This window comes from Pseudomonas sp. KUIN-1 (assembly GCF_009176725.1).
GTDB classification, from domain to species: domain Bacteria; phylum Pseudomonadota; class Gammaproteobacteria; order Pseudomonadales; family Pseudomonadaceae; genus Aquipseudomonas; species Aquipseudomonas fragariae.
The window spans coordinates 5009681-5024508 of record NZ_AP020337.1 but is presented as its reverse complement, the minus strand read 5'-3'; the positions used below and the strand labels follow the sequence as shown (position 1 = coordinate 5024508).

At 57.8% G+C, this 14828-nt stretch carries 15 protein-coding genes and 1 pseudogene; 10 read left to right on the top strand and 6 right to left on the bottom strand.

All coding sequences use genetic code 11. The annotated features are described in order from the left end of the window. Positions 1-121 precede the first annotated feature (121 nt). From KUIN1_RS22610 to KUIN1_RS22590, 5 genes and pseudogenes are all read left to right on the top strand, one after another. On the top strand, positions 122-757 hold the full coding sequence (locus tag KUIN1_RS22610) for a hypothetical protein (protein ID WP_162887970.1): 636 nt from the start codon (positions 122-124) through the stop codon (positions 755-757). 100 nt (positions 758-857) lie between these two features. Then, complete coding sequence (locus KUIN1_RS22605) at positions 858-2414, top strand: bifunctional aminoglycoside phosphotransferase/ATP-binding protein (RefSeq protein ID WP_103713592.1); 1557 nt, start codon at positions 858-860, stop codon at positions 2412-2414. Positions 2415-2690: 276 nt separating this feature from the next. Beyond that, positions 2691-2912, top strand: a pseudogene (locus tag KUIN1_RS22600) (TauD/TfdA dioxygenase family protein); the annotation flags it as partial. A gap of 145 nt (positions 2913-3057) precedes the next feature. Further along, positions 3058-3936 carry a class I SAM-dependent methyltransferase gene (locus KUIN1_RS22595; RefSeq protein WP_232059981.1) on the top strand — a complete coding sequence of 293 codons (879 nt, stop codon included), beginning with the start codon at positions 3058-3060 and terminating at the stop codon, positions 3934-3936. Between the two features lie 567 nt (positions 3937-4503). Beyond that, positions 4504-4701: a hypothetical protein gene (locus KUIN1_RS22590; protein ID WP_003313844.1), complete on the top strand. Its 198-nt coding sequence runs from the start codon at positions 4504-4506 to the stop codon at positions 4699-4701. Positions 4702-4805: 104 nt separating this feature from the next. Here the strand turns inward: KUIN1_RS22590 and KUIN1_RS22585 are convergent, their stop codons facing one another. The 3 genes from KUIN1_RS22585 to KUIN1_RS22575 all read right to left on the bottom strand — a co-directional run bounded on the left by KUIN1_RS22585 (position 4806) and on the right by KUIN1_RS22575 (position 7077). After that, positions 4806-5063: a hypothetical protein gene (locus tag KUIN1_RS22585; RefSeq protein ID WP_024639707.1), complete on the bottom strand. Its 258-nt coding sequence runs from the start codon at positions 5061-5063 to the stop codon at positions 4806-4808. 175 nt (positions 5064-5238) lie between these two features. Then, complete coding sequence (locus KUIN1_RS22580; protein WP_103713593.1) at positions 5239-6381, bottom strand: endonuclease/exonuclease/phosphatase family protein; 1143 nt, start codon at positions 6379-6381, stop codon at positions 5239-5241. A gap of 33 nt (positions 6382-6414) precedes the next feature. Continuing rightward, positions 6415-7077 (bottom strand): YciC family protein, encoded by a 663-nt coding sequence (locus KUIN1_RS22575; RefSeq protein ID WP_011268949.1) that lies wholly within the window; start codon positions 7075-7077, stop codon positions 6415-6417. Positions 7078-7274: 197 nt separating this feature from the next. On the opposite strand from KUIN1_RS22575, the gene KUIN1_RS22570 reads away from it, so the two are divergent. The 3 genes from KUIN1_RS22570 (at position 7275) to KUIN1_RS22555 (ending at position 9369) form a co-directional block, all read left to right on the top strand. Then, positions 7275-7979: a DUF2076 domain-containing protein gene (locus KUIN1_RS22570; protein ID WP_011268948.1), complete on the top strand. Its 705-nt coding sequence runs from the start codon at positions 7275-7277 to the stop codon at positions 7977-7979. Positions 7980-8259: 280 nt separating this feature from the next. After that, entirely contained in the window at positions 8260-8736 is a 477-nt protein-coding gene (locus tag KUIN1_RS22560; protein ID WP_003399916.1) for an NYN domain-containing protein, read from the top strand. A 21-nt stretch (positions 8737-8757) separates the two neighbouring features. After that, a complete protein-coding gene (locus KUIN1_RS22555; RefSeq protein ID WP_003399918.1) occupies positions 8758-9369 on the top strand; it encodes a 3'-5' exonuclease in 612 nt (203 codons plus the stop codon). 4 nt (positions 9370-9373) lie between these two features. Here KUIN1_RS22555 and KUIN1_RS22550 read toward each other — a convergent pair whose 3' ends face one another. After that, complete coding sequence (locus tag KUIN1_RS22550; protein ID WP_024640221.1) at positions 9374-9841, bottom strand: Lrp/AsnC family transcriptional regulator; 468 nt, start codon at positions 9839-9841, stop codon at positions 9374-9376. Between the two features lie 168 nt (positions 9842-10009). Between KUIN1_RS22550 and yedA the strand changes: the two genes are divergently transcribed. Together yedA and KUIN1_RS22540 are read left to right on the top strand one after the other, a co-directional pair. Beyond that, on the top strand, positions 10010-10924 hold the full coding sequence (gene yedA, locus KUIN1_RS22545) for a drug/metabolite exporter YedA (protein ID WP_011268946.1): 915 nt from the start codon (positions 10010-10012) through the stop codon (positions 10922-10924). 62 nt (positions 10925-10986) lie between these two features. Further along, on the top strand, positions 10987-12315 hold the full coding sequence (locus tag KUIN1_RS22540) for a DEAD/DEAH box helicase (RefSeq protein ID WP_003399924.1): 1329 nt from the start codon (positions 10987-10989) through the stop codon (positions 12313-12315). Positions 12316-12563: 248 nt separating this feature from the next. Here KUIN1_RS22540 and KUIN1_RS22530 read toward each other — a convergent pair whose 3' ends face one another. Continuing rightward, positions 12564-13802 (bottom strand): TIGR03862 family flavoprotein, encoded by a 1239-nt coding sequence (locus tag KUIN1_RS22530; protein ID WP_177410931.1) that lies wholly within the window; start codon positions 13800-13802, stop codon positions 12564-12566. 106 nt (positions 13803-13908) lie between these two features. Beyond that, positions 13909-14826, bottom strand: coding sequence for a histone deacetylase family protein (locus KUIN1_RS22525; RefSeq protein WP_003399927.1), 918 nt, complete (start codon positions 14824-14826; stop codon positions 13909-13911). Positions 14827-14828: the final 2 nt, after the last annotated feature.

Genomic DNA, 14828 nt, shown 5'->3' with positions numbered 1-14828 from the left:
GTGTTTATGCCTTGGGGACGTACGCGCGCGGACGGGGTCGAGTTGCGGGGCGCGCGGTGAGTGACCAGGTATTCAATGAATTTTTGTCAAGTGAAATGTTGCTATTGTGCAAGGGTGTGATATGCATGAACTACTGAAGGTAGCGATTGAGTCTGCTGTACTGTTATTTGTTCCGGGACCGACGAATACGTTATTGCTGGCGACCGGCGTGTCCAAGGGGTTTTTGACGTCTGCTGGTTTACCGTTGTTCGAGCTTTCCGGCTACGTGATTGCGATCACCTTCTATTCCATTCTGATCGAATATGTCTCGGGCAATACAGGTTGTCTGTTTTTCATGAAGGTGTTCTGTGCGGGCTCTATATCTTACCTGTCTTGCAAGACGTGGAAGCTTTCAGGTGACTTTTTAAAAGCGACCGAAACTACTTTGGGATTTAATATATTTATTACTACGTTGTTTAATCCGAAAGCATTTATTGTGTCTTCGATCATCTTTTCCGTTACGCTTATCGACGATCCGCTTTTAATTGCTCAGGAAATGCTGGTCTTTTCTGGGGTTATGTTGCTGGCAACCCTTTTTTGGCTGAGCGTCGGAACTGTTGTCAATCTCCATTCGCAGGAAGGAGGGGGCACAAGGCGGGTAATACTTAAAGCATCAGCATCAGCATCAGCATCAGCATCAGCATCAGCATCAGCATCGGTATTGATGATGTTTTCTTGCGCTATATTATATTCAGGTGTTTCCAGCCTGCTGAGCTAATACTATTGATGACCAATATGAGCTGGACAGCGGTTTGCACAACCGTCTGTAGCAGCAATCATACCCTCCATGAATTTCCCCAAACTCCGAAGGATCACACGTGAGCCAGTCCCTGATTGCTGCCCTGCAAAACCCGGCCCTGTTCCCCCATCCGGTGGATCAGTTCCACGTCATCGAGACCCATATTTCCTGGGTCCTGCTTACGGGTAACTACGCTTATAAAATGAAGAAGCCGGTGAATTTCGGCTTCCTCGATTTCACCACCCTGGAAGCCCGCAGCCACTTTTGCAATGAAGAGCTGCGCCTCAACCAGCGCCTGACCGATAATTTGTATCTTGAAGTGTTGCCAATCACCGGCAGCGCAGAAGCACCGCAATTGGGCGGCGACGGCCCGGTAGTCGACTACGTGCTGAAAATGCGCCAGTTCCCACAAAGCCAGCTGCTCAGCACCTTGCAAGCCAACGACGAACTGACCAGCGCGCACATCGATGAACTGGCCAGGCAGATCGCGCACTTTCACCTGAATGCCCCGAAAGTGCCGGCCACACACACCGCCGGCACGCCACACGACGTCATGGTGCCGGTGCTGCAGAACTTCGAGCAGATCCGCCCTTTCCTCAGCGACAAGGCTGACCTGGCACAACTGGAAGCCTTGCAGGCCTGGGCCGAAAGCAGCTTCGAGCGCCTCAAGCCACTGTTTGAACAACGCAAGCTCAATGGTTTCATCCGCGAATGCCACGGTGATATTCACCTGGGCAACGCCACTATGATTGATGGCCATGTGGTGATCTTTGACTGCATCGAGTTCAACGAGCCATTCCGCTTCACCGACGTGTATGCCGACACCGGTTTCCTGGCGATGGACCTGGAAGACCGTGGCCTCAAAAGCCTGGCGCGGCGCTTTATCAGCCAGTACCTGGAACTTACCGGCGACTACCAAGGCCTGGAGCTGCTGAACTTCTATAAAGCCTACCGCGCCCTGGTACGCGCCAAGGTTGCACTGTTCAGCATGCCTTCCGAGGCAGACGCGGTGCAGCGCGCAACCACCCTGCGCCAATACCGCAACTACGCCAACCTGGCAGAAAGCTACAGCACCACCCCCTCGCGTTTCCTGGCCATCACTCACGGCGTATCAGCCGTCGGCAAAAGCCACGTGGCCATGCGCCTGGTAGAAGCACTGGGGGCAATTCGCCTACGTTCGGATGTAGAGCGCAAGCGCCTGTTCGGCGAGCAGCATGTCGAGAACAAGCCGCAGGCCGGGATCTACGCTGCAGATGCCAGCGCCGCCACCTACGCGCGCTTGAACGAGATCGCCGACACCGTACTGCGCGCTGGTTTCACGGTGGTACTGGATGCGACCTTCCTCAAGCGTGAACAACGCGACGCTGCGGCGAAAATCGCTGAGGCCACCGGCGCACCGTTCCTGATCCTCGACTGCAATGCGCCACAGGCCGTGATCGCCGCTTGGCTGGCACAACGTCAGACAGACAACAACGATCTGTCCGACGCCACCCTGACCGTCATCGAAGGGCAGCAGGCCAATCGTGACCCGCTCAGCGCCGAAGAGTTGCTGCTCAGCAAACGCGTGGAGACCAATGAAAGCGGGACGCTTGACGCGTTGGTTGCGCAAATTCGTCAGCGACTGTCCCGTTCGTAAGTAAAATTTATTGACATCAAGCCCTCATCAGATAAGGGTCAAGAAATACTGGCATTTTTCTTGACCCTTTTTGCGCCTTTTTCATGCTGACGTTGCCGACAGTGACATCGTAACTCCATCGAGCCTTCCTCGGTCATCCGCAGTGCCGACAGCATAGAACGGCACCATCTATCTTTTTGCGTAGGCTGAATCAAATACATCGAGAGTGAATTTAAGTCATTTGCTGCCTGAATATGCCAGCTATAGCCTTAATCGAACAACATTACCCCCCCCCCCCACCTGTTCAGCCTGCTGCAGAGTCACGTCCCACGGCCGGAAAATATTGTGCGCTGGCGCTGGCATAGCGGTGACGTAGCGATCTGGGATAACCGCGCCACCCAGCATTACGCGCTGGATGATTAAGGAACCCAAGAGCGCATCGTACGCCGGGTGACCTTCAAGGGCGAAGTACCGGTGGGCGTGCAAGGACAGCGGAGTCAGGTCACGAAAGGTCCTTAAAGCGGAATCTGGACGTTGCAAGCCAAATTGCAAGTGTCGATCGAAAAAACCAGCTATAGCAGACCAGCAACTATTGATGGTGTAAAACGTGAAGGATAATCATGCAGAAAATATTAGTTGGTCCATAGTACGATACAGGAAAGCTATGATGCTCACTTCACAGAAAAACATTATTAATACGGGTATTCCAAGTCGAACTGCTTTTCAGGTTGCCGAACTCCGGGCCGCTCATCAGCTGCTGGACGAACCAATCATATTCAACGACCCGTTGGCCTTGCCGATTCTTGGCGAGCAGGCGGCAACCGACCTGCGACAGTATTCATTCCAATCCAACGATCTCCATGCGCGAGGCATACGTGCTGCCGTGGTTATTCGTAGTCGATTAGCTGAAGATGAACTCAAAAAATGTGTACACTCCGGAGTGAAACAATATGTCGTTTTAGGTGCCGGCCTTGATACATTCGCTCTCAGGAATACTTATCTTGAAGAGGGCCTTCAGGTATTTGAAGTGGACCATCCATCTACCCAAGAATGGAAGAGAAGTCTCCTTAAAGAAGCGTCCATAAAAGTACCTGACTCATTGACGTTCGTGGCGGTTGATTTTGAAAGTAACACCTTAGCCGAAGAGCTGCAGAAAGCCGGTTTTCGCGCAGATCAACCTGCATTTTTTTCTTGGCTAGGCGTGACGATATACATATCCCAGGAAGCGATACTTGACACACTAACGTTTGTCGCGTCACTGCCAAAAGGAAGCGGCATAATTTTCGATTACGGCGTCACCCCTACGTTGCTCGATCCCATTGAAAATGCCATAGGCGATTATCTTGTGAGTTTGATCGGGCAACTGGGTGAACCATGGAAAACATGGCTTGACCCCGCTGTCATTGAAAATGAGCTTCAGAGTATAGGATTTCAGTCCGTGAGAGACTATGGCTCTGTTGAACTGAATGAGCTCTATCTGGCTAGAAGAAAGGATGGTTTGCGAATGCTCGGAACATTTCGATTGATATGTGCGAAGACTTGAGTATGGGTTTGCACGGATCTAATAGGTGCGGTTTTGTGTATACATATACAGTTGTTGCTTCAACCCTCTAACGCTACGTGACGGTCCCAAGCAAACGGCCCGCCTTGTTAGGGCCGTTTCGCTTTGTTATGGGCAGATCTTGCCGAGGGTGTCAATCCTCTCAAAAAATATCCTCTCAAAATGTCAATCCTCCATAGCGAGATTGACAGTCAACGGTGTTGCTGACGAAAACGCCAGAAGTCCACTAATTTAGAAGCTACAACGCTGTCAATGTCGCAGGTGCTAGGTGATAGAAAGCATTACTGGCCGGATGATCCGTTGGTGGCGGAGGCGAGGGCGCGGGTGAAGCTGAGGGGGACGTGAGGTCCGGGAGCAATGGCTCGTAATCCAGTAGACCGAGAGGCTAAGCCGTCAAGCTCTGCCAACCGATCACGTTGAACGGCGTCAGGCTAATTAGGGGCTCGGCTTTTCCAGCGGACTTTATAAAGCAAAAGCGCAAAAATGACGGCAAGAGGCTATCTATCCGGTTAAGCTGCCCGCCACTCAACCAATGGACAGGAATCCATAATGAAAACTAACTTCGCTTTGTTGTTGCTGGCAGTCATCTCTATCTCGGGCTGCGTTCAAACCGCTTACAGCAAAAGCATCGCAGTGACCAAGGATGCATCGGGCCGTGTTGTGCAGACCGTTGAAACAGAGACGGTCACGCAGCCAGGTCAAGGTTATGAAATGCGTCTTGAGAAAATTCAGGGCGTGCAACGTTGAGTTGATATCTAAAGGGAGAACCTCTTTATTCTGGTCACTTAGCTTGCAAGCGAGACAGTGACCCAGAGAACGCCAGGGCGCAACGCCCTGGCAGGCAGCAGATGTCACTTTTTCTTTTTAGCCGGCTTTTCAGCCTTTTCAACCTTGTCTGATTTCTTGGCCTTTTCTGGCTTGCTATCAGCTTTTTTGGCCGCTTTCTTTGGCTCGGCGTCTTTCTTCTTGTCTTTCTTTTCGGAAGACTTGGAAAGCGTCGAGGCCGCTTCAGATTTCTTGGCCGGTGATGCCTTCTTGTCTTTCAGGTCTTTGCTGGCTTTCGAGGCTTCGCCTTTACTTTTCTTGTCGTCTTTAGCCATGTGGATCACCCTTTGGTGTATGCCGGTATTGGCACGTCGCCCATGGAAGTATCCACGGGCTAATCATTAGGCGAGCGCTTCCAGAAACGGTTCCAAGTATTTGATCATAATCGGCTGTTGAAGCACGTCATTCGGAAGTCTGGTGACCAGCCAGAGTATTGAAACCTGAATGCCGCTTTCCACCTCAAGGCAAAACCGGCAGCAAAAATCGCCCGATCACCGGCAAGTGATCAGAGATCAGCAACGTATCATCCCGCCGCACCCGCGCGCTGACCCGCTTCAGGCTCGGGCTGTAGAACAGATAGTCCACCGTCCGGTCCGGCCCGTTGATGCGGCTGTCGTTGGGGAAGTGCGTCAGCCATTTGCTGCGGTCGATGCCGCTGGATTCGGCGTTGTTGGGGATCATCGGGTATTTGTCCCACAGCTGGTGCAGTTCGCTGTCGGCGGCATAGCCAAGGCGCTGTTGCTCGGGGAGGCGCTGGTATTGGCCCAGCGGCAGCAGGTTGAAGTCGCCGCCGATCAGCCAGGGCGTGCCGCCGCTTTCCAGCTTGTCCAGCTGCGTTTCAGTGGCCGCGACCTGTTTTTGTGCGGTGTCGCCGGCGTGTCTGGCGGTGGTCAGGCTGGTGTTGATGACGGCCAGTTTGCCGCCGTCACGCAAGGGCAGGTAGCTGACCAGCAACGCATCCTTTGGCTGAAACTGACGGCTGATGATGTTGGCGTCGGGCACCGGCAGTTGCAGGCGTTCGGCACTGTCGATATGGAAGCGGCTGAGGGTCACCAGTTTTCTGCCGACGCTGCCCCAGATATGCGGGTTGGGCACGAACTCTGCCTTCCAGTAGAAGGCCTGCGTGCTGCACGGGTAGAGGTCCGCGACACGTTCCTTGATCAGCGCCAACTGATCTTCATAGTCAGAGTTCTTGGCGCCATCGTCGACGCCTTGCAGCAGCACGATGTCGGGCTGTTCGTCACGGATGACCCGCGCCACTTCGTCCAGATTGTAGGCAAGGTCTTCATGGGTCGGGCGTTCGTCCGGGCCGCTGCCGTCGGCCATGTCGTACCAGAACACGTAGCGCTTACCCGCCAGGTACTGGATGTTCCAGGTCATGACTTTCAGCGCTTGCCCCGGCACCAGTTTCGGTGCCTCGACTGCAGGGTTGCAGCTGGCCGTGAGTAATTCACGGGCCGGAGGGCGCCAGGTCAGTTGGAAAACCAGTAACAGCAATACGGCGACCAGCAGCAAGCCGTACAGGGTCAGACGTAGCAGTAAACGGGGCATCGGCTCGACTTGGAGCGCCTGGCGCTCAGTGAGGGACTCGGCGTTGAGCATACCGAATCGACGCGCCTGACGTCAGCCTTTGCTTCAGGCGCGGTGCGCGGGCTCGCTGATCAGCATGAACAGGCGGAACGTCACGATGGTGGTGAACAGTTGCAGGAAGCTGCCGATGCTGTCGGTGATCACGGAAACCGCTGCGCTTTGCGGCTCCGGAAACAGGTACAGGCTGGCACCCTCGAGCAGCCACAGGGGAATGTAGACGCTCAGTACGCACACCAGAATGCGCGTGAAGTGTCCGGTGGTCATCTGCATGCTTTCGCGCATGGCCATGAACGGCGTGAGTTTGCGCAGGACCAGCAGGTATTCGCTGAACGCCAGTTTGATCATCACCCAGATGCCGGGTAAGACGAACAGTGAAAGGCCGAACATGATCAGCAGGGTGCTCATGGCCGAGAGCACGGCGAACGTCGGCCACAGGCGCACCGCCATCGCCAGTACATCACGGGTGTGTACGTCCTCGCCACGGCTGCGTGCGTCGAGAAACAGGATCAGCGCGGCCGTATAAATAGGGTAGAAAAACAGCCCGATCACCAACGCGTAGGCAGGTGAAGTGTCGGCGGACATGGCGCTGCCCAGCGCTTGTTTGGCCAGCACTTCAAGGATCACGACAGGCAGGCACAGCAGCGCGATGCTGCCTAGATTACGCCGAAAGAAATAAAGCGAATCCTGGATGATGTTCAACGGGTTCATGGAGATAGATCGCAGGCTAAAAGCAGGCGCACACTTTAGCCCATGGCCCCGGTCTAACCAAGCGCAGTGGTTTTCGGCGCACGCCTTGTTATCTTTTTCTTCATGTCATTGAAGCGCGTCGATGAGGCCCCATTTTCTGCACATGGTCCTGCCGTTGCGGCAGGGAAGAATTCCAGTGGCAACTCAGTGAGGTGGTCATGAACAGCGAAGAGCAAACCCTGATTGACGGTCTTTTCTCGAAACTGAAAGACGCTGAAACGGCTTCCGCCCCGCGAGATGCTGCGGCCGAGGCGCGTATCAAGGAGCATCTGACCCGCCAGCCCGCTGCGCCGTACTACATGACGCAGGCGATTCTGGTGCAGGAAGCGGCCGTCAATCAGCTCAATCAGCAGGTAAAACAGCGCGACGAGCAGATTCAGCAGTTGCAGGCCGAGCTCCAGCAGGCCAAGGGGCAAGCCTCGTCCGCGCCAGCGAGTGGCGGGTTTTTGTCGAGTATCTTTGGCAGCAGTGCACCGCGCGCATCGCAGCCACAACCGAGCCAGCCATCCAGTGGCGGCTGGCGTGATGGTGGCGGTTTCAATCCTGCACCTGCGCCCGCAGCGCCGCAGGGCGGTTATGCCGCGCCTGCTCCGGCTGCCGGTAGTGGCTTTCTTGGCGGGGCGCTGAAGACCGCGGCCGGTGTCGCGGGCGGTGTGCTGCTGGCAGAAGGTATCAGCAGCATGTTCAGCCACCACAGCCAGCCGCAGGAAATCGTCGAAGTCATTCATGACGCGCCACAGGCGCAGGACACCGGCTCGTTCAATGATCAGGGCGGTTGGGGGCAGCCGGATCAGCAGTACACGGCTGACGACAATTTCGACGATGGTGGCGACATGTTCTCGGATGATGATTCGTTCGTTTGAGGATGTGACGGTCGTTCTTCATGTTCCAGCGGGAATGTTTTTGACGCTCTGCGTCACGAATCTGCGCTGCGCCGCGTGCTCCGGAACGGACGCGGAGCGCCCAGAACGGCATTCCCACGCTGGAGCGTGGGAACGATGATCTGTGCCATGACGCGCGGGCTTCGCAGCGGCCGGTACCGATCCATCCCTCAATTCCTTCCTCAAACTGGCATACTGGGCACCGATTCACGTTCCGGATCGCTGTAACCCGTGGGCATGTTGCCCGCCATGAGGAATTGCGGTGAAGAAGATCGCGGTGTTCGCCGACGTGCAGAACCTGTATTACACCGTGCGCCAGGCGCATGGCTGTCATTTCAATTACGCCGCCTTGTGGGCGGATATCAGCAAACGTGGCGAGATCGTTCACGCGTTTGCGTACGCCATCGATCGTGGCGACAGCAAGCAACAGCAGTTCCAGCAGATACTGCGCAATCTGGGGTTCACGGTCAGGCTCAAGCCGTATATCCAGCGCAGCGACGGTTCGGCCAAAGGCGACTGGGATGTCGGCATCACCATCGATATCATGGATTACGCGCCGCAAGTGGACGAAATCGTGCTGGCGTCGGGTGATGGCGACTTCGACATGTTGCTCGAACGCGTGATCAGCAAACATGGGGTCGAGGCGGTCGCCTACGGCGTGCCGGGGTTGACCGCGAACTCGTTGATCCGCGCCGCCAGTCGTTACGTGCCGATCGAAGGCACGTTTTTGCTGAAATGAATTAACAGGGTCAGGCCAGTGTTGGAACGTATTGCAGTCATCGACTTTGAAACCACCGGCATCTCCCCGGGCCATAGCTGCCGGGCGACCGAGATTGCGGTGGTGATCATGGAGCAGGGGCGTATCGTCGAGCGCTTTCAGAGCCTGATGAATGCCGGCGTGCGTATTCCTGCGTTCATCGAAGGGTTGACCGGCATCAGTAACAACATGATTCGTACCGCCCCCAGCGCCGAGCGGGTGATGGGCGATGTGGCGGATTTCGTCGGTTCGACACCGCTGGTGGCGCACAACGCCTCGTTCGACCAGAAGTTCTGGGACTACGAGCTGTCGCGTATCCAGCGCACGCGCGAACAGAGCTTCGCCTGTTCACTGCTGCTGGCCCGACGCCTGATGCCCGGCGCACCGAACCACAAGCTCGGCACGTTGACCCGCTATGCGCGTCTGCCCGACACCGGCAAGGCTCACCGGGCGATGGCCGATGCGGAAATGGCGGCCAACCTGACGGCGCACCTGACCAACGAATTGCGCCAGACCCACGGCATCTCTGCCATCTCCCACCAGATGCTGTGTTCCCTGCAGAAAGTCCCGGCCGCGAAGATCAGTGAAACCCTGAAGCGCCAGCGCGGCGTCTGACCTGTCAGTGCTCCTGCTTGCCGTTGCTGATCAAGTAATCGCTCGGCAGGCTGCGCTCCACGGCTGTCGACAGCACGATTGATGTCTTGCTGAAGCCAAACTTGGCGATCCGGTTGATCAGGTCTTCCAGATGCGGCATCGAATCGACCGCTGCGCGCATGATTACGCACGGGTCGCCCGTCACCCGGTAACACTGGATCAGCTCGGGGACTTTCCACAGTTCCTTGTAGGCCTGCTGATTGCCATGGCTGCCCATGCGCAGTTCGATGATGCATTGAATCGGCAGGCCGACTTTCGACAGATCGACCTTGGCCTCGTAACCGGTAATCACGCCACTGGCTTCCAGCTTGGCGACCCGCTCGGCCACGGCGGGCGCGGACAGGTTGACCAGTTTCGCCAGTTGCGCAAAAGACGCCCGGCCATTTTTCAGCAGCTCATCGAGCAGAATCCGATCGTATTTATCCAGGGTCATGGCGTGCCTCGTACCCGACGATGGGCGCTTTTAAAATAAAAAGGAAAGAAGGCCGTACAAGCATCGAATCGTAAGTTTCAGCGCGTTTTAAACAGGTTTGTCTGCTTAATATCCGCTTTCGGCCTTCATACAATAGGCCAACCATAACAATGATCCCAGAGCCTTGCCATGCCTCAGTCCGTCCGTGTTTCACCCTTGCTCATCGGTGCCTTTCTGGCCTTGTACCTGATCTGGGGCTCTACCTATCTGGTGATCCGCATCGGCGTGGAATCATGGCCGCCGTTGATGATGGCGGGTGTGCGCTTTCTGATTGCCGGCTGCCTGATGTATGGCTTTCTGCGGTTTCGCGGCGTGCCTGCGCCGACCTGGCGCGAGTGGAAAGCCGCGTTCGTGATCGGCTTCCTGCTGCTGGCCTGCGGTAATGGCGGTGTCACCCTGGCCGAACACGCAGGCGTCGCATCAGGCGTTGCCGCGTTGGCGGTGGCGACCATGCCGCTGTTTACCCTGCTGTTCGGCCTGTTCTGGGGCAATCGCACCACGAATCTTGAATGGGCAGGCATCGTGCTGGGCCTGATCGGCATCGGCCTGCTGAACCTCGGCTCCAATTTGCAGGCCAGCCCTTATGGCGCCGCCGTGGTGATCTTTGCCGCCGCAGCCTGGGCGTTCGGTTCGGTGCTGAGCAAGCACCTGCCGTTGCCGAAGGGTCCGATGGCCAGTGCGGCGGAAATGATCACGGCGGGGGCGACGCTGCTGATCGGCAGTGCCTTGAGTGGCGAGCGTCTGGCGCATATGCCGACGGCGGCGGGCTGGGGCGCGCTGCTGTATCTGGTGGTGTTCGGCTCTATCGTCGCGTTCAGCGCCTATATGTACCTGCTCAAGAACGTGCGCCCGGCAGCGGCGACCAGCTACGCCTACGTCAATCCGGCCGTGGCAGTGATGCTCGGCGTGGTGTTCGCTGGCGAAACGATCGGTGTCGAAGAGTGCATGGCCATGGTGGTGATCATCAGTGCCGTGGTGCTGATTGGCCTGCCGCAATGGCGCCGGTCGCCGCCGCCAGAGGTCGCATCGACACGCACAAGCTAACCGAGGCGCGCCGGACAGGTTAAACTGCGCGCCTTGCGTTGAATCTTTCCTACGGTATTTCCATGACATTCGCCTCTCTCGGCCTGATCGAACCCTTGCTGCGCGCCCTCGAAGCGCTCGGTTACCAGACTCCGACGCCTGTACAGACCCAGGCAATTCCTCCGGTACTGGCGGGCCGCGATCTGATGGCAGCTGCGCAGACCGGCACCGGCAAGACCGCAGGTTTTGCCTTGCCGCTGCTGCAACGGCTGACCATGGAAGGCCCGAAAGTCGCGCCCAACTCGATTCGCGCGCTGGTACTGGCGCCGACCCGCGAGCTGGCCGATCAGGTTCACGAAAGCATTCGTCAGTACGCCGAGCATCTGCCGCTGACCACCTACGCGGCTTACGGCGGCGTGAGCATCAACCCGCAAATGATGAAGCTGCGCAGGGGCGTCGACGTGCTGGTCGCGACCCCCGGTCGCTTGCTCGATCTGCATCGCCAGAACGCGGTCAAGTTCTCCCAGTTGCAGACGCTGATCCTCGATGAAGCTGATCGTATGCTCGACCTGGGTTTTGCCGAGGAACTGCGCGGTATCTACGCGGTGTTGCCCAAGCAGCGCCAGACCCTGCTGTTCTCCGCGACGTTCTCTGACGAGATTCGTCTGCTGGCCGCGCAGATGCTCAATGACCCGCTGACCATCGAAGTCAGCCCGCGCAACGTTGCGGCGTCGTCGGTCAAGCAATGGGTCGTGACCGTGGACAAGAAACGCAAGGCGGATCTGTTCATCCATCTGATGAAGAAGCATCGCTGGGGTCAGGTGCTGGTATTCGCCAAGACCCGGGTTGGCGTCGATCAACTGGTGGATCGCTTGCAGGCGCTGGGCATGAACGCCGACGGCATTCATGGCGACAAGCCGCAGGCCACTCGCCAGCGTGCGCTGGACCGCTTCAAGAGCAACGAAGTGAAGATTCTGGTGGCCACCGACGTGGCAGCGCGCGGTCTGGACATTGATGACCTGCCGACCGTGGTCAATCTGGACCTGCCGATCGTGGCCGAGGATTACATCCACCGTATTGGCCGCACCGGCCGTGCGGGGCTGACGGGGGAGGCAATTTCGCTGGTGTGTGCCGATGAAGTCGAACTGCTGTCAGCCATCGAAGTGCTGACCCGCCAGACCCTGGAGCGCAAGGAAGAGCAGGACTTCGAGCCGGAGCATCGCGTACCGAGCACGGATGCCAGCGGCCAGATCCTGAAAAAGCCCAAGAAACCGAAAAAACCCAAGGTGTCGGGCAGCAAGCGCAACCTGGGCAAATGGGTCGACAGCGGCGACTCCGAGCCTGCGCCGGTGGTCAAACCGGTGCGTAAAGTACCGGTCTTCAACACCGGCCCACGCAAGAAGAAGCCTTGAGGCGCAGTGCGCATTCAAAGCGGACGGAGCGCTCATTGCTATACGCAAGTTCGTTTTTGATTCTGGCCGGAGGCCGTAGGAGCGAACTTGTTCGCGAAGGGGCCTGCATAATCGCCGAAAATGCATCGATTGAAACACCCTCTTCGCGAACAAGCGAAGCGTCTCCCGGTTCGCTCCTACGCCCTACGGGCCGAATCAAAAGCGGACTTTTACATAACGATAAGCGCGGAGCGTGGCGACGATCATGATCAGCGCGATTGCAGCCATTCGACCATCCCCAACCCCGCAGCGCGGCCGCTGGCGAAGCAGGCGGTCAGCAGGTAGCCGCCGGTCGGCGCTTCCCAGTCGAGCATTTCACCGGCGCAGAATACGCCGGGCAATTGCCTGAGCATCAGACGCTCGTCCATGGCCTCGAAGGTGACGCCCCCTGCGGTGCTGATGGCCTCATCGATGGGGCGCGGTTTGATCAGGGGCAGTGGCAGCGCCTTGATGGCCTCGCTCAACACCAGTGGATCGGCAAACGCTTCACGAGGCGCAAGCTCGCGTAACAGTGCTGCCTTGACGCCGTCCAGGCCCAATTGGCTGTGCAGGTGCTTGGACATCGAGCGCGAGCCACGGGGTTTGCTCAGGGCTTTTTGAATGTCTGCCAGCGTCTTGCCGGGCAGCAGGTCAATATCCACAATCGCTGAGCCGTGGAGGTTGATCTGTTCACGAATCTGCGCCGACAGTGCATACACCAGGCTGCCTTCCACGCCCGTCGCGGTCAGCACACATTCGCCCAAGCGCAGGGCATGGCCATGCAGGCCCATCGCGATATTCTTCAACGGAGCACCGGCAAACTTGTCGCGCAGCAGGTCGCTCCAGGCGCTCACCTCGAAACCACAGTTGGCGGCCTGCAAAGGTGCAACCTCGACCTGCCTTGCCTGCAGCCACGGCAGCCAGGCCCCGTCAGACCCCAGCCGCGCCCAACTGGCTCCGCCCAGCGCCAGCAATGTGGCTGCAGGTTCGATCGCCCGTTCACCGTCAGCATTAGCGATGCGCAGGCTGCCATCGGCGTTCCAGCCCGACCAGCGATGCCGCGTGTGAATCGTGACACCGGCATCGCGCAGCCGCTTGAGCCAGGCACGGAGCAGGGGCGCGGCTTTCATGTCTGTGGGAAACACACGCCCCGAGCTGCCGACGAAAGTCTCGATGCCCAGCGCATGAATCCACTGGCACAGGGTATCAGCGTCAAAACCGCGCAACAGCGGAGCGATCATCGGCGAACGTTCGGCATAGCGCGCCAGAAAGGCCGGGTAAGGCTCGGAATGAGTGATGTTCATACCGCCCACCCCGGCGAGCAGAAACTTGCGCCCAACCGATGGCATGGCGTCGTACAGATCGACCTTCAGTCCGGCCTGGCTCAACACTTCTGCTGCCATCAACCCCGCAGGGCCGCCTCCGATGATGGCGACGGTTCGGGCAGCGGAGAGGGCAAGGTCGGTCATGGTCAGCGAAGTATCGATAGCAGAGGGGTGGGGCATTCTACCCGAGCGTTCTTTCAAGGTGTGGCGCACGTCATTGGCGGAGACTGAAGCGAAGTACCGCGCAGGCTCACAGGCCCATGTCGTTCCAGACCCGTTGCGCACTGTGATGGAGGATTCCGTGGCGCCTTGCCAGTGCCAAGCGGTCCTTGCTGTAGCCACCGCCGATCACGCCCATGACCGGAATGTCGCGGCTCAGGCAATGACGCAGCACCGCTTCGTCGCGATTGGCCAGCCCCTGGTCGGTGAGTTGCAGATAGCCCAGCGCATCGTCCTTGTGGACATCGACGCCTGCGTCATACAGCACCAGGTCCGGCTTATAGAGCGGCAGCAGGTAGTTGAGCAGGTCATCGACGACGTTCAGGTAGTCGGCGTCGCCCATGCCCATCGGCAGCGGGATGTCCCAGTCGCTCTGCGCCTTGCGTGCCGGGAAGTTCTTTTCGCAGTGCAGCGAGACGGTAATGGCGTCCTCGGTATCGGCCAGAATGCGCGCCGTGCCGTCACCCTGATGCACATCGCAGTCAAAGATCAGCACCTTGTCCACGCGGCCGCTTTGCAGCAGGTACTGACTGATCACCGCCAGGTCATTGAAAATGCAGAAACCCGCCGGGTAGTCATAGTGCGCATGGTGGGTGCCGCCCGCCAGGTGGCAGGCCAGGCCATGCTTGAGGGCCTGTTCGGCGGTCAGCAGTGAGCCGCCTACCGCACGGATGGTTCGGCGTGCCAGAGCCTCGCTCCACGGCAGTCCGAGACGCCGCTGGTCTTCGCGCGACAGATCACCGCTAAGGTAGCGGCTGATGTAGGACGGATCATGAGCCAGCGCCAGAATGTCCGCCGGGCACAACTCGGGACGCATTAATTGAACGTCACTGGTCAGGCCGCTGTCGATCAAGTAATCGCGCAACAAACGAAACTTGTCCATCGGGAAGCGATGATCCGCCGGGAAGTCCGGGCTGTAGTCTTCATGGTAGATAAGCGGTAGGGACATTT

Coding starts and splice junctions, on each gene's coding strand:
- KUIN1_RS22610 (WP_162887970.1), top strand. CDS start 122: ATGCATGAACTACTGAAGGTAGCGATTGAGTCTGCTGTACTGTTATTT.
- KUIN1_RS22595 (WP_232059981.1), top strand. CDS start 3,058: ATGATGCTCACTTCACAGAAAAACATTATTAATACGGGTATTCCAAGT.
- KUIN1_RS22590 (WP_003313844.1), top strand. CDS start 4,504: ATGAAAACTAACTTCGCTTTGTTGTTGCTGGCAGTCATCTCTATCTCG.
- KUIN1_RS22580 (WP_103713593.1), bottom strand. CDS start 6,381: ATGCTCAACGCCGAGTCCCTCACTGAGCGCCAGGCGCTCCAAGTCGAG.
- KUIN1_RS22575 (WP_011268949.1), bottom strand. CDS start 7,077: ATGAACCCGTTGAACATCATCCAGGATTCGCTTTATTTCTTTCGGCGT.
- KUIN1_RS22570 (WP_011268948.1), top strand. CDS start 7,275: ATGAACAGCGAAGAGCAAACCCTGATTGACGGTCTTTTCTCGAAACTG.
- KUIN1_RS22550 (WP_024640221.1), bottom strand. CDS start 9,841: ATGACCCTGGATAAATACGATCGGATTCTGCTCGATGAGCTGCTGAAA.
- yedA (WP_011268946.1), top strand. CDS start 10,010: ATGCCTCAGTCCGTCCGTGTTTCACCCTTGCTCATCGGTGCCTTTCTG.
- KUIN1_RS22540 (WP_003399924.1), top strand. CDS start 10,987: ATGACATTCGCCTCTCTCGGCCTGATCGAACCCTTGCTGCGCGCCCTC.
- KUIN1_RS22530 (WP_177410931.1), bottom strand. CDS start 13,802: ATGACCGACCTTGCCCTCTCCGCTGCCCGAACCGTCGCCATCATCGGA.
- KUIN1_RS22525 (WP_003399927.1), bottom strand. CDS start 14,826: ATGTCCCTACCGCTTATCTACCATGAAGACTACAGCCCGGACTTCCCG.